This window comes from Thiosulfatimonas sediminis (genome assembly GCF_011398355.1).
In the GTDB taxonomy this organism is placed as follows: domain Bacteria; phylum Pseudomonadota; class Gammaproteobacteria; order Thiomicrospirales; family Thiomicrospiraceae; genus Thiomicrorhabdus; species Thiomicrorhabdus sediminis_A.
In genome coordinates, this window is the sequence record NZ_AP021889.1 from 597,284 (window position 1) to 615,303 (window position 18,020).

At 48.0% G+C, this 18,020-nt stretch carries 18 protein-coding genes; 13 read left to right on the forward strand and 5 right to left on the reverse strand.

What is annotated here, in order from left to right; genetic code table 11:
* Positions 1-67: 67 nt before the first annotated feature.
* The 3 genes from HRR27_RS02690 (at position 68) to HRR27_RS02700 (ending at position 2,876) form a co-directional block, all read left to right on the forward strand.
* Positions 68-1,087 (forward strand): ArsJ-associated glyceraldehyde-3-phosphate dehydrogenase, encoded by a 1,020-nt coding sequence (locus HRR27_RS02690; protein WP_173270551.1) that lies wholly within the window; start codon positions 68-70, stop codon positions 1,085-1,087.
* 10 nt (positions 1,088-1,097) lie between these two features.
* On the forward strand, positions 1,098-2,288 hold the full coding sequence (gene arsJ / locus HRR27_RS02695; protein WP_173270554.1) for an organoarsenical effux MFS transporter ArsJ: 1,191 nt from the start codon (positions 1,098-1,100) through the stop codon (positions 2,286-2,288).
* Between the two features lie 111 nt (positions 2,289-2,399).
* Positions 2,400-2,876: a hypothetical protein gene (locus HRR27_RS02700; protein ID WP_173270557.1), complete on the forward strand. Its 477-nt coding sequence runs from the start codon at positions 2,400-2,402 to the stop codon at positions 2,874-2,876.
* 113 nt (positions 2,877-2,989) lie between these two features.
* Here the strand turns inward: HRR27_RS02700 and HRR27_RS02705 are convergent, their stop codons facing one another.
* A complete protein-coding gene (locus HRR27_RS02705) occupies positions 2,990-4,915 on the reverse strand; it encodes an ATP-binding cassette domain-containing protein (RefSeq protein ID WP_173270560.1) in 1,926 nt (641 codons plus the stop codon).
* Between the two features lie 83 nt (positions 4,916-4,998).
* Positions 4,999-7,293 (reverse strand): ATP-binding protein, encoded by a 2,295-nt coding sequence (locus HRR27_RS02710; protein ID WP_341829817.1) that lies wholly within the window; start codon positions 7,291-7,293, stop codon positions 4,999-5,001.
* Between the two features lie 436 nt (positions 7,294-7,729).
* On the opposite strand from HRR27_RS02710, the gene HRR27_RS02715 reads away from it, so the two are divergent.
* Positions 7,730-8,434, forward strand: a complete 705-nt coding sequence (locus HRR27_RS02715; protein ID WP_197905427.1) for a response regulator transcription factor — start codon at positions 7,730-7,732, stop codon at positions 8,432-8,434.
* Complete coding sequence (locus HRR27_RS02720) at positions 8,434-9,720, forward strand: sensor histidine kinase (RefSeq protein ID WP_173270567.1); 1,287 nt, start codon at positions 8,434-8,436, stop codon at positions 9,718-9,720. The genes HRR27_RS02715 and HRR27_RS02720 overlap by 1 nt, the downstream gene beginning before the upstream one ends.
* Here HRR27_RS02720 and HRR27_RS02725 read toward each other — a convergent pair.
* Together HRR27_RS02725 and HRR27_RS02730 are read right to left on the reverse strand one after the other, a co-directional pair.
* Entirely contained in the window at positions 9,676-10,389 is a 714-nt protein-coding gene (locus HRR27_RS02725; protein ID WP_173270571.1) for a spermidine synthase, read from the reverse strand. The two genes, HRR27_RS02720 and HRR27_RS02725, sit on opposite strands and share 45 nt — an antisense overlap.
* Entirely contained in the window at positions 10,386-10,937 is a 552-nt protein-coding gene (locus HRR27_RS02730) for a protein disulfide oxidoreductase (RefSeq protein ID WP_173270573.1), read from the reverse strand. Before HRR27_RS02730 ends, HRR27_RS02725 begins: the two co-directional genes overlap by 4 nt.
* Before the next feature lie 85 nt (positions 10,938-11,022).
* Here HRR27_RS02730 and tmpT point away from each other — a divergent pair, with 85 nt between their 5' ends.
* On the forward strand, positions 11,023-11,652 hold the full coding sequence (gene tmpT, locus HRR27_RS02735; protein ID WP_173270576.1) for a thiopurine S-methyltransferase: 630 nt from the start codon (positions 11,023-11,025) through the stop codon (positions 11,650-11,652).
* Between the two features lie 11 nt (positions 11,653-11,663).
* Here the strand turns inward: tmpT and yrfG are convergent, their stop codons facing one another.
* On the reverse strand, positions 11,664-12,323 hold the full coding sequence (gene yrfG, locus HRR27_RS02740; protein ID WP_173270579.1) for a GMP/IMP nucleotidase: 660 nt from the start codon (positions 12,321-12,323) through the stop codon (positions 11,664-11,666).
* A 58-nt stretch (positions 12,324-12,381) separates the two neighbouring features.
* Here yrfG and nudE point away from each other — a divergent pair, with 58 nt between their 5' ends.
* The 7 genes from nudE (at position 12,382) to ureC (ending at position 18,013) form a co-directional block, all read left to right on the forward strand.
* Positions 12,382-12,930 (forward strand): ADP compounds hydrolase NudE, encoded by a 549-nt coding sequence (nudE, locus tag HRR27_RS02745; protein ID WP_173270583.1) that lies wholly within the window; start codon positions 12,382-12,384, stop codon positions 12,928-12,930.
* Positions 12,930-13,811 (forward strand): 3'(2'),5'-bisphosphate nucleotidase CysQ, encoded by an 882-nt coding sequence (gene cysQ / locus HRR27_RS02750; RefSeq protein ID WP_173270586.1) that lies wholly within the window; start codon positions 12,930-12,932, stop codon positions 13,809-13,811. Before nudE ends, cysQ begins: the two co-directional genes overlap by 1 nt.
* A 279-nt stretch (positions 13,812-14,090) precedes the next feature.
* The gene (locus HRR27_RS02755; protein WP_173270589.1) at positions 14,091-14,753 is read left to right on the forward strand and encodes a TorF family putative porin; all 663 of its coding nucleotides are present in this window, start codon (positions 14,091-14,093) and stop codon (positions 14,751-14,753) included.
* A gap of 71 nt (positions 14,754-14,824) precedes the next feature.
* Positions 14,825-15,658, forward strand: a complete 834-nt coding sequence (locus HRR27_RS02760; RefSeq protein WP_173270592.1) for an urease accessory protein UreD — start codon at positions 14,825-14,827, stop codon at positions 15,656-15,658.
* 19 nt (positions 15,659-15,677) lie between these two features.
* Positions 15,678-15,980 carry an urease subunit gamma gene (gene ureA / locus HRR27_RS02765; RefSeq protein WP_173270596.1) on the forward strand — a complete coding sequence of 101 codons (303 nt, stop codon included), beginning with the start codon at positions 15,678-15,680 and terminating at the stop codon, positions 15,978-15,980.
* Positions 15,981-15,989: 9 nt separating this feature from the next.
* Positions 15,990-16,307 carry an urease subunit beta gene (locus tag HRR27_RS02770; protein WP_173270599.1) on the forward strand — a complete coding sequence of 106 codons (318 nt, stop codon included), beginning with the start codon at positions 15,990-15,992 and terminating at the stop codon, positions 16,305-16,307.
* A complete protein-coding gene (ureC, locus tag HRR27_RS02775) occupies positions 16,304-18,013 on the forward strand; it encodes an urease subunit alpha (protein ID WP_173270604.1) in 1,710 nt (569 codons plus the stop codon). The genes HRR27_RS02770 and ureC overlap by 4 nt, the downstream gene beginning before the upstream one ends.
* The last annotated feature ends 7 nt before the right edge of the window (positions 18,014-18,020 follow it).

Consider the following 18,020-nt stretch of genomic DNA (forward strand, 5'->3'; position numbering starts at 1 on the left):
CGAGTATATTCCGTGTATCCGCATAGGCGAATATAGAAATGGTAATTGGATTTAAAAGGGGTGGCAAGTGATTCGTGTGGCAATTAACGGTTTTGGTCGTATGGGGCGTTTAGGATTGCGTCAAGCATTTGATTGGCAAGACATTGAGTTTGTGCATATTAATGAGATAGCGACTGATGCACGTGGTTCCGCGCACTTGTTGAATTTTGATTCCGCGCATGGACGTTGGCAGCATCAAGCCGTTGCTGATGAGCACAGCATAGTGATTGGGGATCAAGTCATCGGCTACTCCTCGCATGAAAACCTCGAAGAGTTTGATTGGGGCGCTTTGGATGTCGATATCGTTTTGGAATGCACCGGTGCGTTTCGAACGCGCGAGCAAGTGCAGCCGTATTTCGATCAGGGTGTTAAGCAAGTGATTGTCGCCGCGCCTTTTAAAGAGGGAATCAAAAATATCGTCATGGGGATTAACGACGATATTTTCATCGCCGGTGAAGATACGTTGATTACCGCCGCTTCTTGCACCACGAATTGTATTGCGCCGGTGATAAAAGTGTTGCACGAAAAAGTCGGTATTCAGCACGGTTCGATTACCACTATGCACAATCGTACCAATACCCAAAAAGTGGTCGATCACGGCCATAAAGATTTGCGCCGTGCGCGCGCCAGTTTTGAATCCTTAATTCCGACATCGACCGGTTCTGCCAGCGCAATCGGCACAATTTTTCCTGAATTAAACGGGCGTTTGGACGGATTAGCGGTGCGCGTGCCGTTTATGAATGCCTCGCTGACCGATTTAGTCATGGAAATGCAGCGTCCGACGTCGGTGGAAGAAATTAACGGTTTATTTAAACAAGCTTCAGAAACGTATCTAAAAGGAATTTTAGGGTACGAAGAGTTGCCGTTAGTGTCGGCGGATTATGAAGGTGAAACCTGTTCGTCGGTAATTGATGCGCTTTCCACTCGTGTGGTCAACGGTACTCATGTGAAGGTGCTGGCTTGGTACGACAATGAAATCGGCTATATGCAGCGCATGATGGAACTGACGATGAAAGTCGGCAAGGCGAATCAAGCATTGCAGCAATGAGGATGGGCAGATGAACTCGACTCAGCAATATGCGATCGTCACCGGCAACTACTGGGCGTTTACCTTGACCGACGGCGCTCTACGGATGTTGGTGTTACTGTATTTCTACCAACTCGGTTACAGCCCGCTGGAATTGGCGCTACTGTTTTTGTTCTATGAGTTTTTCGGCATAGTGACCAATCTGTTCGGCGGCTGGCTTGGCGCGCGCGCCGGTCTGAATGTCACCATGAATATCGGCCTGTCGATACAGATACTGGCTCTGGTGATGCTGACCGTGCCGACCGAATGGCTTTCTGTGCTGTATGTGATGGTGGCGCAGGCCTTGTCGGGGATTGCCAAAGACCTCAATAAAATGAGTGCCAAGAGTTCGGTTAAGGCACTGGCCAGTGATGGCGACGGCAAACTGTATCGTTGGGTGGCGGCACTGACCGGCTCGAAGAATGCGTTGAAAGGCGTCGGTTTCTTTATGGGGGCGCTGTTGCTGGAGTTGTTTGGCTTTGCCAATGCGATGTGGATTATGGCGGGCATGTTGGCGATTGCGTTGGCGATTTCCTTGTTAAAACTCGATGGCTCGCTCGGCAAATCGAAAAACAAACCGAAATTCGCGCAGATGTTTTCTCATTCCGAAGCGATTAACTGGCTTTCTGCGGCGCGGCTGTTTCTGTTCGGCGCGCGTGATGTCTGGTTTGTGGTGGCGTTGCCGGTGTTCGCCGCGAGCGTTTTAGGCTGGTCGCATCTGCAAATCGGTACCTTTATGGCGTTATGGATTATCGGTTACGGCATTGTGCAGGCGGCTTCGCCGAAACTGGTCGGTAAAAAACAGAATCCGACCGCGCGAAGCGCTTTCTGGTTGGCGCTCGCCTTAGGCGGGATTCCGCTCCTAATGGCGTATGCGCTGGAACTTGATCCCCAGACAGTGGTCATTGTCGGCTTAATGATTTTCGGCGTAGTGTTTGCCTTGAACTCGGCGGTGCATTCGTATCTGATTGTCGCTTATGCCGAAGAGGACGGTACGTCCAAACAGGTCGGTTTTTACTACATGGCGAACGCCGGCGGGCGTTTGGCGGGTACGATTCTGTCCGGTTATCTTTATCAAAATGCCGGTTTGGAAGCCTGTTTAATGGCCTCGGCAATGATGATTTTTATCGCTGGCGCTTTAACACGCCGTATTCCAACCTCTCGGGTGCCAAATTCGTTTTAGCCATTAAATTTGTTTAGTCGGTGTAAGAAAAAACCAGTGAATCGAGTTGTTTCGGGGACGCTTAAAAGTGGTATTTTGTAGAAGATTTTTACAATAAACGCGTGAGGAAAAATGATGCAGTTGCAAAAAACAATGTTGCTCTTAGCTTGTTTAATGGGTTTTAGTGGCGTGGCTTCGGCCTTGGGTTTTAATGTGGATCCCATTCATTCGACCGTTAACTATAGTGCGCCAACCCCAACTGAGGCGGCGGTGTTAGACCCTTTGAGTGGACATATTTCTGCGCAGGGCGCAGTGCTTATCCAGATTCCGTTGCAAGCACAAGCCCAAACCATGGCGGTGATTCAAACTCAAATTGATATGCCGTATTTAATGCAAATGCCCAGTCAGCAGCGGATTACGTTGCCGGCCACTTTAGAGCTTTTTGGGACCAGTAAACAGTTTGCTTTGGATGTAGTGGTGAGCAAAATCTACAATGGTGAATTGATGGTCACCTCAATGCGACCAGTGATGATTCATCCGCAGGATTTTGGCAGTTCGCAGGAGACGCCGATTGCGGTGAACTTTGTGGTGAGTTTTACACGTAGCTAGTTGTTGTGTCTTGCCGGTGGCTGATTACCGCTTGGCTTGTCGTAATCCAAAAAGCCCCGCTAATCGCTTTGATTGGCGGGGCTTTTTGTTGGTTTTGAAAAGCTTATGCTGGTTTAGTTAAGCAGCGCTTCGAGCTCTTCCCAACGCTCAAAAGCGTTTTCCAGTTCGTGCTCTTTGGCTTGTAACTCGGCAAGCTTCGCCTGCACTTTATCAGACTCTTGCGCGTAAAACCCAGGGTCGGCAATTGCCGCGTTAAGCTGTTCAATCTGTGCTTCAAGTTGCTCAAGTTGTTGTGGCAACGCATCGTACTCGCGCTGGTCTTTGTAACTGAGCTTTTTCTTTGGCGCAGGTGTTTCTACTTTAGGCGGTGGCGTGCTGTTGGTTTTGTTTTGCGCTTTATCGCTGGCTTCGTTTTTTGAGGCTTTATTGGCTTGTTGATAGTGTGCCGGTCTTTGACGCAGCCAGTCATCATAGCCACCGATATACTCGTTGACGTCACCCGGCGCATCGAATACCAAACTACTGGTGCAGACGTTGTTTAAGAAGGCACGGTCGTGGCTGACAATCAGCACGGTGCCTTGGTAATTCATCAGCAGTTCCTCCAGCAACTCTAAGGTTTCGACATCCAAATCGTTGGTGGGTTCATCCAGAATCAGCAGGTTGGATGGCTTGGCAAAAACGCGAGCCAGTAGCAGACGATTACGCTCGCCACCCGACAGCGCTTTGACCGGTTGGCGCGCACGGTCGGGACTGAATAAGAAGTCGCCCAAATAGCCCATGACATGTTTACGCTGACCGTTGATTTCGACATGGTCACTCTCTTCTAACACGCTTTCAACCACCGGTAGATTGTCATCAAGCTGTGCGCGGTGTTGGTCAAAATAGGCGATTTTTAGATTGGTGCCTAGCTTGATTGTGCCTTCTTGTGGAGCCAGTTTGTCGAGCAATAGATTCAGCAAAGTGGATTTACCACAACCGTTACCGCCGATAATGCCGACTTTATCGCCGCGCATAATGACGCAATTAAGGCCATTAACAATCGGTTTATTCGGGAAGTTAAAGGTTAGGTTGCTGATTTCGATAACCTGTTTGCCCGAATTGCTTGCGGTGTTTGCACTTAAGTTAGCCGTGCCTTGTTGCGAACGGCGCGCTTGGTGTTCATCACGTAACTGTTTAAGCGCACGCACACGGCCTTCATTACGGGTGCGACGTGCTTTGATTCCTTGGCGAATCCAAGCTTCTTCTTGTGCCAGTTTTTTATCAAACTCCGCATTTTGCTTGGCTTCCGCTTCGAGCCAATCTGCTTTGCGTTGCAGATAGGTGTGGTAATCGCACTCCCAGTTGCTTAATCGGCCGCGATCCAAATCGACGATACGGTTGGCAATCGCTTGCAGGAAAGAACGATCATGGGTAATAAAGACCAGTGCACAACGCATCCCTTTCAGGAAGTTTTCCATCCATTGAATCGATGGAATGTCCAGATGGTTGGTTGGTTCGTCGAGCAATAAAATATCCGGTTCTTGAACCAAGGCTTTAGCCAGTAGAACTCGGCGTTTCATCCCTCCCGAAAGGGTCGAAAACTCGACATCGGCGGGTAGACCCAGTTTGGAGATGACCTTATCCACGCGCTGGTTCAATTCCCAGCCGTTTTTGGCATCAATCTCTTGCTGCACTTCGGTGAAATGTTCAAGCACTTCTTCCGAATAGTCGTGCTGCATTTTTAGATTGATTTTATGGAATTTGTCGAGCAACGGGGCGATGTCGCCTAACCCTTGCGCGATAATGTGGAACACTGAACCATGGGTGTCGTGTGGGACTTCTTGTTGCAATTTGGCGATTTGCACGCCATCTTGTATCACACGGCTGCCTTCGTCCGGAAGAATTAAACCTTCGATGACTTTAAGAAGCGTGGATTTGCCTTCACCGTTGCGGCCAACGATACAGAGACGGTCATTCGGTTCGATTTGCAAGTTCAGTTTGTTGAGCAGCGGGGCTGCACCAAAACTGAGTTGAATATCGCGTAAAAACAGCAGGGCCATAAAAATCCTTAGCAAGAATAAGCTGGAAAAATCTTGCCGCGATTATAAACTGACTGCGCTGTTTTGGGACGGAAAGCTTTGAATTATCCTTCGTCTTGCTCGCGCTCAGTTAAAACACGCTGAATTTCGCTAATCAGGTGCGGTAATTTGATTGGTTTACCGATAAAACCATTCATTCCGGCATTAAAGCAGTTTTCTTGGTCTTCTTGCATGACATTGGCGGTGAGCGCAATAATCGGAATTTTGATGTTTTTCGTACCAGCGTTACCAAGCCGAATTTCCATACTGGCGGTAAAACCGTCCATGACCGGCATTTGACAGTCCATGAGGACTAAATTGAAATCGAGATATTTAAGTTTTTGCAGTGCTTCTTTACCGTTCTCTGCGAGCTCGGTTTTGATGCCCAGTTTTTGCAGATAGGCCAACGCGACTTTTTGATTGACTAGGTTGTCTTCAACTAACAGCACCTTGAGTTTTGCAAAATTGAGATCGGTCGCATCGTAGCTGGGTACAATCGCCGGGCTTTTTTGCGGTGCTTCGCCTGCTTTGTAGGGCAGTTCAATCCAAAAATCTGAACCTTGATTCTCAATCGAATGTACCCCCAATTTGCCGTGCATTAGCTCAGCGAGTTTACGGCTGATGGTCAACCCCAATCCCGTACCGCCGTAGCGTCGGGTCGTTGATGCGTCGAGTTGCTGAAACGCTTGAAACAGTTTATTGAGTTTGCTGGATGGAATCCCACAGCCGCTATCGCGCACCCAAATTTGGTAATGGTCGGCTTTTTGCAGAACTTCGATGATGACCTGGCCCTGTTCGGTGAATTTGATCGCGTTACCAAGTAGGTTAATCAAAATCTGTTTGATTTTTTGTGAGTCGCCGAAAACCCAGTTGATGTCCGCTGTCATTTTGGTTTGCAGTTGCAGATTCTTAGCGCCAGCCGGTGCTTGCATTAAGCCAAGCACTTCTTGAATAAGCGTTTGCAGCGAAAAGTTGTGTTCGTCGAGTTCAACTTTGCCGGCTTCAATTTTCGAGAAATCTAAAATATCGTTGAGAATATTCAACAAGAGTTCGCCGCTTTCATGGACCATTTTCAGTTGTTGGCGTTGTTCGTTGCGCAAATCGCTGTCGATGAGCTGTTCTACAAGACCAAGGATGCCATTTAAGGGCGTGCGGATTTCATGGCTCATATTGGCGAGGAATTTACTTTTTGCTCGGTTAGCGCTTTCTGCTTGGCGCTTAGCTTCTTGCAGATGCTGTTCGGTCTCTTTACGTTGATTGATTTCGGCAAAAGAGCCGACCATACGTATCGGTTCACCTTTCTCATTGTGTTCAACGACCTTGCCGCGGTCGAGTACCCAAGTGATGCTGCCATCGGTTTTGAGCATTCGGTGTTCCGAGTAGTAGTACTCTTCTTCACCTTGCAGGCACGCTTTGACCCGTTGCATTACTTGGTCGCGGTCCTCAGGATGAATGTGTTCGATAAAGGTTTGCAGTGTGGTTTGCTGGTGAGGGTCGTGGCGGCCAAGAATACTGAACCAACGATCATTATGGCGCAGAGAACCGCTTTCGATATTCCAGTCCCAGATGCCTTCTAAGGTGGCGTCCATCACATAAGAGAAGCGTTTCTCGCTTTCTTCGATGCTTTTTCGAGCACGCACTAAATCGGTGATGTCATGCGCGATGACTAAAATCTGTTTCTCACCCTGTTGGTTGAGCAGTGGTTTTTTGATGGATTGAAAATGGCGGATTTCGCTGGTTTTGGCATCGGTGGATTGTTCGTAGACCACTTCGGTCTGCATGTTGCGCATAATCTGCTGGACGTTTTCGCGAAAAAAACGGTTCTGCTCTTGGTTTCCGGTGAAATAGCCGTCGTCATGGCCGATCATCTGCTGCGGCGTGCTTTTATACAAGTTGGCAACGGTTTGGTTGCAAAGTATAAAGTTACCGTCCCAGTCTTTCATAATAATGACATCGGGGCTTTCATCAATCACCGTGCGTAACAATATCTGTTGCGCTTTTAAGGCGCTGTCCGCTTTAATTTGTTCGCTTAAATCTCGAATGGTGTAGACCACATAGTCTTGCTGTGCATCGCGAAAGAGTTTGTAAATAAGCTCGACTTGCAGCGCATCAGATTGCTCTAAACAAGATAAACATGTTTCTTGCGATTGGGGTGAATCGGTCGGAGCAGGAAGCGATTGTGTTAGGTCAATATCAACCAGTGTTTGCCAGTTTTGTTGCAATAAGTCTGCGGCGCTCATTTTGCATAAGCTTTGGATTGCGGAGTTGGCTGCCAAAATACGATGAGACCTGTCGGTAATTAAGCAAGGTTCTGGGAAAATTTCAATATTGGGCAGCGGCATACAATGACCTAAACACATTTTTAAATAAGAGTTAGAGAGACTCGGGATACGTCTCCATTGACGTGAGCAAGGTGTTGCAAGGCGACAATTCTAGGGTTAACCATAAAGTGACTCCTCAGGCAAATCAGCATAGCCGAATATGTCTGCCGCTTATTTGCGTAATCGCAACTTTTCGAGTGTTTTGCAGAGATTTGGACAAAAAAAAGCGCCACGAGAAACAGTTGAATCGGTGGCGCTAAAATACAATCATTGGTTTTGAACAATGGATGCTCAAGGTACGATGCTTGAGCGGAGAGTAAACTCTCAGTGCAAAGAATAAGTATCTGTGAGTGAAGAAAGTGTGAAGAGCTTAGGTATGGCGCAATGACTTCACGATTTCTTCAGATTGTGCTGTCGGCCAAAACGGAATCGGGTTTATGATTATGGTCATTTGTGAAAACGGAATAAAAGCATAATGGCTGCGATACAAATTTTAATTGTGGATGACAATCGACAAGTGATGGAAACCATGTTGGATTACCTTGAACTGAGCCAGTTTGAGGTGGATTGCGCTTATAACGGAGAGGCTGCCATTGAGCTGTGTCGGCGTAATCGTTACGATGTGATTGTGATGGATATTATGATGCCCAAACTGGATGGATTGCAGGCGGTTAAAGTCTTGCGCCAAGAGTTAAAGTTGGCGACGCCGGTATTGTTTTTAACCGCCAAAGACAGTTTGGAAGATAAGAAAATGGCGTTTCACAGCGGCGGCGATGATTATCTGATTAAGCCGTTTTCGCTAGAGGAGTTGGCGCTGCGTTTGGTCGCCTTGAGTAAGCGTGGCGGCCGGCAAGATTTGACGTTTCTTAAAGTTGGCCAGCTCTGTTTTAATCAACAAACTGCGCAAGTTACTTGGGGGGATACGCCGATAAAACTCGCGCCGAAACAGAAAGCGATTTTGTTAACGCTGATGCAAAAGCATCCAAATTTGGTGACCCGTCAGATGTTGATTGATGAAGTGTGGGGGCTGGATGAGCCAAAGAGTGATGCCCTGCGTAGTCATTTATACGCGTTGCGCCAAGCGTTGCATAATGGCGAATCTTCAATGTTGCAAACCTTGCATGCACAGGGTTATCGACTTTTGGCGGAGATCAGCGCACCGACCAATGGAGCGTCGTAATGGCGCAAAAGTCCTCTAAATTATTGACTCAGCTGTTTTTGATAAACGGCAGTTTAATGGCACTGTTTATCATCCTATTTATTGTTTTAGTGGCTTTTGCTGAGCAAGAGTTGGAGCAAATTAGCTTGCAGCATTGGATTCAAGCCGAGGCCCAACAGTATGAGCAAGATTATCTGAATTATGGGATTGCTGACTCTTATCCGAATCGTTATCAATTTGATATTTACTGGCAGGGTTTAGCCAATCGTCCGCAGGCTCCGCAATGGTTGCAAGCGTTTACTGTACCGGGCTTTTACGAAGTTTATGTGGGAACAGAGGATAAGCATTTGCTGGTACGCCCCGACCCTTCTGGACAGGGGGTGTACTACTTAGTTTATAAAGAGGGCGCGGATGATTACTTAGATACCTTTGAATACAAATTGCATCTGTTTGTCGCGCTTTTAGGTGTGGTCGTGTTGCTGATGATGTTGTTGTACGTTCATTTAACCTTGAGCAAAGTGGCGCGCCCATTGAAAGCGGTGCTCCAGAAAATTAAACAGATGGCGCCGGATGCGCCGGATTTTAATGTCGATGCACAATATCAAGAGTTACGCCAAATTGAAGACGCCTTATTGAATAGTAAAAGGCAGATTGCGGATTTTTTTCGCCGCGAACGCGATTTTAGCCGTTTCAGCGCGCATGAAATTCGCACCCCTTTGATGGTCTTGAAGGGGTCCGCACAGATTTTAGAGCGCTTAGGACAAAATGATCAGCGGAGTTTGAATGCACAAAGACGAATTGAAAAAAGTTGTGACGAAATTGCGCTGTTAACCGAAACTTTTTTGCTACTGGGTAAGCAGAGCATTGAAGCCGAAGCCTTTAGCGATTGTCATGTGAACCCGATAGTGCAGACGCAGATACAAGTGATACGCGAGCTCTTTCCCGGTGAAATCTTAGCGTATGATTTGCAAGAAAAGGAATCTTTGAGGGTGGCTGCACCAGAAAGTTTCTTTTTGGTTTTGGTACGTAATCTTTTAAAAAATGCCTTCAGTTATAGCAGTGGAACTGTGCGGATTCGCATTGATCAACAGGGGATTTGTGTCGTCAATCCTTGTCAAGCTGACAGCGCTAAGTTATTGCGTGAGAACCGCAGCTATGGCTACGGATTGGAGATTGTTGAGCGGATTTGCCAAAGCTTGGATTGGCAGTTCTTTTATCAGCAGCGGCCGGATGAGTTTTATGCCGAAGTGGTTTTTCAGCCGTTAAAAATCGAGGCTGACAATCAAATTGCTGGTGGAACGCATTAAGCTGTTTTGGCGTTTCCTTACCCGTTCTTGAAGGTCTTCGATAATATTAAGAATAATTCCAGTTTCTTCCGTTGGCTCTTTTTGACGGTTTTCCGCCATGCGATTCCACAGGTTATAAATTATCCTGCCATCTGCTTTAACGCATTGTTGGAGGTCGTTATGAAAAGCAAATTCACAAAGTTCACTAGGAATACCGTGCGCATCGAACAAGTCAACAATAATGCAGTCAAAATTATGAATCTGATTTTCTAAGTCGGCCAGTTCGGCGATGTATTCAATCGCATCGGACTGTACGCTTTCAATTTCTGGCACATCCGGTAGATGAAAAAACCGATAAGCCACATCAATCACAATTTGGCGCAGTTCGACAATCGTCAATTGCACATTTGGTAAAGTGTGGTAAAGGTTGTGCGCCATGGTGCCGCCGCCCATGCCGAGCATTAAAATGCGATACCCTTGTGGTTGGTTACGTTGTTGAAAATGCTCACTGACCAGCGCGACAATTTTTTGCTGATATTCAAAGTTCAGCGTCATTGGCGCATCGCGAAAGATACAGCTCTGCTCGACCGGCGAATCAAAATGCAGTTTGCGCAAAGTACGGTTTTCAATCACTTCGATAAGGCCGTATTGATCGCGTGCTTTATGGATAATGGTGCCGCCAAATTTCATGGTGCGTCCCCTGCATTAAGACCGCTCCACCAAAGGCGTAAGCGTAATCCGATAGCGCTGGTAACACCGACTTCGACAAATTCGATATTGCCGTTGGGTGCGATGACGAAGTCCGCCGGTACACCCTTTGCCCCAAACAGTTTTGCAATTTGCCCGTCTAAATCATTGACGATAATTGAGGTGTCCATTTGGTGTGTTTTGGCGTATTCCAGAAGCTGTTCGTCATCGCCGGACTGCGTGGCGATACTGATGACTTTATGATCGGCGGCGATGTTTTCAATGCCGTCACGACTGAAGGTACAAACCGGGCACCAAGTCGCCCAAATATGAATCAATACCGGTTCGCCTTGCGCATTTAAGGCTTGTAAATCCAGCGGCGTTCCGTCAAGTGTGGTTAATTTTAGGGTAGGGGCTTGTCCTTCGATTACATCGCCTTGCATAAACGGGCGCAGTGCTAAAAACACCGCGATGAACAAAATCACCGTGATGAGATTCTTGCCCCAGTGAGTTTGCCAGAATTTTGTTTTAGTCTGTGTTTCTGAACGCATGGCGTATCCTTTAGAATAGACGAAAATTTGCGCGCCATTATAAACCAAACCGGCGCGTAGAAAATTAAGCGATAAGGAGAATGGAGTGCAAGCAGCGTTTTGGCATGAGATGTGGGCTGGTGGCGTGGTCGGCTTTCATCAACAAGAGATTAACCGTTTTTTGCGTGATTTTTGGCCGCAATTAGAACTTGATGGGCAAGGGCAGGTATTGGTGCCTTTATGTGGCAAATCGTTGGATATGTTGTGGTTGCGTGAGCTGGGGCACGACGTGCTTGGCGTAGAATTATCGCAAAAAGCGTTGCACGAGTTTTTAGCGGAGAATGCACTCAATGCCGAGCCGGTTCAGCATGAGAATTATTGTGGTTATCAGTTGCCGCAGATGACGTTACTTTGCGGTGACTTTTTTCAGTTGACGCCGCAAGATTGCGCGCAAGTCAAAGCGGTCTACGACCGGGCTTCAATTATCGCCTTGCCGCCGGAAATGCGCCGTGATTACGCACAGCATCTGCAGAAAATTTTGCCGCTAGGTACGCCGTTTTTAATGGTGATTATGGAATATGATCAGAGCGCGATGGACGGCCCTCCGTTTTCGGTGAAGGAGTCGGAAGTGCGCGAACTGTTTGCCGAGTTTACTTCGATTGACGTGGTTGACGAGGAAAAGTTTGAGCGTAAAGGCAATGCGGTGACTGAAAAGGTGCTGCTGTTACGCCCTTAGATTGGTGTTACTTAGCGTGGCATGATTTCCGAATAGCTTTCAAAGTACGGAAAGCCTTGCGGGTCGATTTTGTTCAGTTTCGGGCTGACGTAAGTGGCGCAAAGTGGTAGCGCAATGCCGTATTGTTGGGCGGTTGCAAGCGCTTTAAGATTGTCGTCAATCAGCATGGTTCGGCTTGGATTGTAAGGTTCGATATGTTGAATTTCTGACCAGATGCGGATGTCCTCTTTCGGGATGCCTAGATCGTGTGCCGAAATCATGGTGTGGAAATAGCGGCCGATTTCGGTCATTTCCAGTTTGAGTGCCAAGCTGTCGCGGTGCGCGTTAGTGACCATGACCACTTTTTTGCCGTGGGCGCGCAAGGCAGCTAAAAATTCTAAAACTTCGGGATGCACGGCAATTTCGTCTTTAAAACCGCGTTTGAGTTCGGCGATATTCAGTCCCAGTTTTTCGCTCCAAAAATCCAAACAGTACCAATTTAAGGTGCCAGCGTGCTGGTTAATTTCTTTGTGTATTTTTGCTTTCGCTGAGCGAATCGAAATATGCTTTTTATAGGCGTAAGCTTCCGGTACGGCGTGCATCCAAAAATGGTGGTCAAAATGCAAGTCCAGCAAAGTGCCGTCCATATCCAGTAGCACGGTATCGATTTGGTTCCAGTCAAGCGTTTGCAAGTGTTTTTCCTTAGCGTATGATGTTTGAAATCGATATAACGAGCCAAACGAGATTCTTATGAGTCAAAAATTGCCCACTATTTTAGCGGAAAAAATTGCGGCTAAGTCGCGGATTTTTACTGTTCAATATCAGCATTTACAGTTTACAAACGGCGTGGAAGTTCATTATGAACGGCTGCTTGGCAGTCAAGGCGGTGCCGTCCTAATTGTGCCGCTTTTGGCGGATGGTACTTTGCTGCTGATTCGTGAATATGGCGCTGGTGTCGGGCGTTATGAACTGGGTTTTCCAAAGGGTAAAGTTGACCCGGGTGAAACATGGTTGGAAGCGACTTTGCGAGAAAGTAAAGAGGAGATAGCACACCGTCCGCAAACGGTGGAGTTATTGGACAGTGTTTCGCTTGCCGCGGGTTATATGACTCATCAAACGCACATTGTATTGGCAACCGGTTTAGAGCCTGCAATCGCCGAGGGTGATGAACCGGAACCCTTGGAGATTGTGCCTTGGCACATTGACGATTGGGCGAAATTATTGGCTCATCCCGATTTTAGTGAAGGGCGTGCTTATGCGGCCTTGTTTCTTGTTTTAAAGCACTTAGGAAAGATTTAATGGAGCAGTGTACTCAAGCGCATTGGCAGCAGTGGTTACCGCAGGTCTGCCAGATAGCCTTGCAAACTGGGCGCGGTATTTCGCAGATGTATCGCGCAAATCAGGCGCAGCGTTTTGTTGACGTTGAGCAAAAAAAGGATGGCACGCCGGTGACCGAAGCGGATCATTACGCAGACGCGTTAATCTATACGTCTTTGCAAGCGATGACGCCGGATATTCCTTTAGTCACCGAGGAAAGTGTGGCCAAATTTGCGTTTGCAGAGCGCCAGCATTGGTCAACTTACTGGTTGGTCGACCCTTTAGATGGCACCAAAGAGTTTATTGAAGGCACCGGTGAGTTTAGTGTCAATATTGCGCTAATTCATAATCATCGGCCAGTATTGGGTGTGGTGTTTGGCCCTGAAGTGAATCACCTTTATTATGCTGTGCAAGGCGGTGCCGCTTTTAAAGTAGCGGTTGATGTGCAGTCGTTGGATGTCGAGCGGCTGGATATGTCTCAGTTAATGTCGCAAGCGCAGCCTATTCAAACCGCGCGCTTGCAACCGGATGAAATGGCCAATGTGGCGATTAGCCGTCGGCATGGCGGGCGAACGCAATCTTTTATGGCCGCCTTGGGTGAGCATCAAACGGTCAAAATGGGCTCGGCACTAAAAAGTTGTTTGGTGGCAGAAGGCGCGGCGCACGTCTATCCGCGCTTTGGGCCAACGTCGCTATGGGACACCGCGGCTTCGCAAGTGATCGTCGAAGTTGCCGGTGGTGCTGTGCTGAATGCCGCGGGTCATCCACTGGAATATGTGCAAACGCCAACTTTACTTAATCCATTTTTCTTAGTTGTTTGTCAATGTGACTACCCTTGGCCACCGATTCCGGAAGTCATGTAGTATTTTTATTCTGTTATTGTTTAAACGCCCATTTTGAATGGGCGTTTTTTTTGGCGGTATCTAAGTGATGGTCGTTTTTATCTGCACCATTTTATGGTTTTTACCGTTCTTTTTTGGTGCGAGTGTTTTTATTGGAAATCAAGGTGAGTGGTTTGTTTTTTATTAAGTTATTGAAAAATAAGTTTAAATAAGTTTTTGGCATCTCTTGGGCTATATGGAGAACAAAGTTAAATGCTTTCAAAATTTAAAAACAACTCAATCAGTCTTGGAGATTAGATAATGAAAAAATCACTACAACTTAAGCCTCTACTACTTTCACTTGCTGTTGCCGGTTCTTCAATGGCTGCAATTGCACCAGCAGCGGTTCAAGCTGAAGTTTCATATAACGCTGCAGTGAGTAACTTTTATCTATGGCGTGGTACGGATCTAAGCAATGGTCAAGGTATGGTGTCTGGTGGTGCTGATTACGCACATGATTCTGGTTTGTATGCCGGTGTTTGGGGTGCTTCGGAAGATGATGGGACCGAGTTTGACTTATATGCTGGTTACGGTATGACAAGTGGTGACTTTGGTCTTAACGTTGCTTACTGGGCTTACTTCTACCCATCAGACGGTACAAAATCTAACTTCTCTCGCGCAGATGGAACTTTACTTTCAGAGTATGAAGTTACCGGTTCTTACCTAGATTTCTCGCTGACTGCGATGATTGAAACGCAAGATCGTGAAGATATTTACTATGTAGCGAATTACAGTATTGGTCCAGTCGGTTTGTCAGCTGGTTATTATGACTTTGATGCGGACAATGCTGATTACAGCCACTACAACATCAGCTATGCTGCAACGGATAATTTATCGTTCACAATTTCAAAGGCGCAAGGCAGTGGTCTTGCTGATGAAGATAAGAAGCCTTTGTTAAATGTTGCTTACAGCTTCACATTCTAAGTTTTAGGCATTTAGCGTAAAAATCTAAGGGGGCGATGGCCCCTTTTTTATTGTTTTAGAGAAGTTGTTATATGAAAGCATTGCAGACCTCATGGAAAGGCTATTTATCTTTTACCTTGGAAAACCGATTTGGCAAAACCGTGGTAAAAGATAAACAGCATTTTGGTCCTTTGGTTCTTCAGCGAGCTTATTATCAAGAAGAAGAACGTCCTACTATCTTGGTAATCCATCCGCCCGGCGGTATTGTTGCCGGTGATGAGTTGACCACTCAAGTGCTACTCAAACCGAATGCCAAGGTCTTTATTAGTACGCCGGCGGCGACTAAGTTTTATCGCAGTACGGGCGCGTGTGCTGTGCAATTGCAGCAACTTACTTTGTATGAAAATACCCAGTTAGAGTGGTTACCACAAGAGGCTTTGTTTTTTAATCAGTGCAAAGTGCGTAATCATCTGCAATTTAACTTGATGACCGAGCAAGCTGCCTTGATTGCTTGGGATGTGGTTGGCTTTGGTCGTCCTGCTATGAATGAGGTATTTAGCGAAGGGGAGTTGCACCAAAAAATTGAAATTCGATTGGCTGATAAACCAATTTTTATTGATCAGTTTGTGTTTAGGAATATACCAGAATTGATGCACAATGCCTTTGCGTTGAATGGTCAAACCTTGATGGCGACCATGTTGTTTTATCAATCGGATGCTCAGTTGTTGTCGCAGTTAAAAGAGCAATTTTTACAACAAGACTGGGCGCCGCAATGTGGTATTACTTTGGTTGATAAGGTGTTGGTATTACGCACCTTGGACAGTGATTTGGATGATTTAAAAGCCCGTCTGATCGCCGCTTGGCAATTGGCTCGGCCATTGATTATCGGTGCGCCGCCCTTGATGCCGCGGATTTGGAAAACTTAAGTTTATTGGAGATATCTCGATGGAACTCTTGCCGAGAGAAAAAGACAAATTGTTGCTATTTACCGCCGGTTTAGTGGCGGAACGCCGCTTGGCGCGCGGGCTAAAGCTGAACTATCCTGAAGCGGTCGCCTTAATCAGTTGTGCGATTTTGGAAGGCGCGCGTGACGGCCGCACCGTGGCGGAGATGATGGATTACGGCACCACGATTTTAAGCCGTGAACAGGTAATGGACGGCGTGGCGGAGATGATTGCCGAGGTACAAGTCGAGGCGACCTTCCCCGATGGCACCAAACTGGTGACCGTGCATCAACCGATTGTTTAGGAGAACGAGATGATTCCAGGTGAAATTCAAACCCAGCCCGGCACGATTGCGCTGAATGTCGGCAGCAAAGTGATCTGTCTTAAGGTCGCCAACAGCGGCGACCGCCCAATCCAAGTCGGCTCGCATTACCATTTTGCCGAGGTGAATCCGGCGTTGCAGTTTGACCGCGTTGCCGCCAAAGGCTTTCGCTTGAATATCCCGGCCGGCACGGCGGTGCGCTTCGAGCCGGGGCAGGTGCGCCGGGTTGAACTGGTCGCCCTCGGCGGTCTGCGTCGCGTGTTCGGCTTTCAACAAGCGGTGATGGGTGACTTGGAGGAGCAAGCATGAGCTATCAATTAGAGCGCAAAGCCTACGCCGAAATGTACGGCCCGACCATCGGCGACAAGGTGCGTTTGGGCGATACCGCTTTGTGGATTGCGGTAGAGAAAGACTTCACCCTCTATGGTGAGGAGGTGAAGTTCGGCGGCGGTAAGGTGATTCGCGACGGCATGGGGCAGGGTCAAGCCTGTGCTGCCGACATTATGGATACGGTGATTACCAATGCGTTGATTCTGGATACTTGGGGGATTGTCAAAGCCGACATCGGTATTAAAAACGGTTTGATTGCTGCCATCGGCAAGGCAGGAAATTCCGATATCCAATCCGGCGTGACCATGCAAATCGGTGCCGGTACCGAAATCATCGCCGGTGAAGGGCAGATTATTACCGCCGGCGGCATTGATGCGCATATCCATTTTATCTGTCCGCAACAGATTGAAGAGGCGTTGATGTCCGGTGTCACCACCATGATCGGCGGCGGTACCGGGCCGGCGGCCGGCACCAATGCGACCACCTGCACGCCCGGACCTTGGTATCTGCACAAAATGCTCAAAGCCGCCGAAGCCTATCCGATGAATCTGGGGTTTTTAGGTAAGGGCAATGTGTCTGTGCCGCAGCCGATTGTCGAACAGATTGAGGCCGGCGCGATTGGTTTGAAACTGCATGAAGACTGGGGGAGCACGCCGGCGGCGATTGATAACTGCTTGAGTGTGGCCGAGCAATACGATGTGCAGGTAGCGATTCATACCGACACGCTAAACGAATCCGGCTTTGTCGAAGAGACGCTCGGCGCTTTAAAAGGGCGGGTGATTCATACCTACCATACCGAAGGCGCGGGCGGCGGCCATGCACCGGATATTATCGTCGCTTGCAAAATGCCGAATGTGCTGCCGTCATCGACCAATCCGACGCGTCCGTTTACCGTCAATACCATTGACGAGCATTTGGATATGTTGATGGTCTGCCACCACTTGGATCCGAACATTGTCGAAGATGTCGCTTTTGCCGAATCGCGGATTCGTCGCGAGACCATTGCGGCGGAGGATATTTTGCACGATGTCGGTGCTTTCTCGATGATTTCATCGGATTCGCAAGCGATGGGGCGGGTCGGCGAAGTGATTACCCGCACTTGGCAGACGGCGCACAAAATGAAAGTACAGCGCGGTTTTCTGCCCGAAGACGAAGCCGGCGGTGCGGATAATTTCCGTGCTAAACGCTACATCGCGAAATACACCATCAATCCGGCGATTACCCATGGCGTTGCCGACTATGTTGGGTCGGTTGAAGTCGGGAAGTTTGCCGATTTGATTTTGTGGAAACCGGCGTTTTTCGGCGCGAAACCGTCGATGATTCTTAAAGGCGGAATGATTGCCGCCGCGCCGATGGGCGATGCCAACGCCTCAATTCCGACACCGCAGCCGGTGCATTACCGTCCGATGTTCGCCAGTGCCGGTTCGGCAGTCAGCGAAACGTCGATTACTTTTTTGTCGCAAGCCGCTTACAACAGCGGTTTGGCGGCGCAACTCGGCTTGCAAAAGGTGGTCAAGCCGGTCAGAGGGACGCGCACCATTGGTAAAGCCGATATGGTGCTCAACGATTTGATGCCGAATATTACCGTGGATGCGGAAACCTATGAGGTGAAAGTCGATGGCGAGGTGATTATCTGCGAGCCCTTCGACGAGCTGCCGTTGGCGCAACGCTATTTCTTATTTTAGGAGGTTC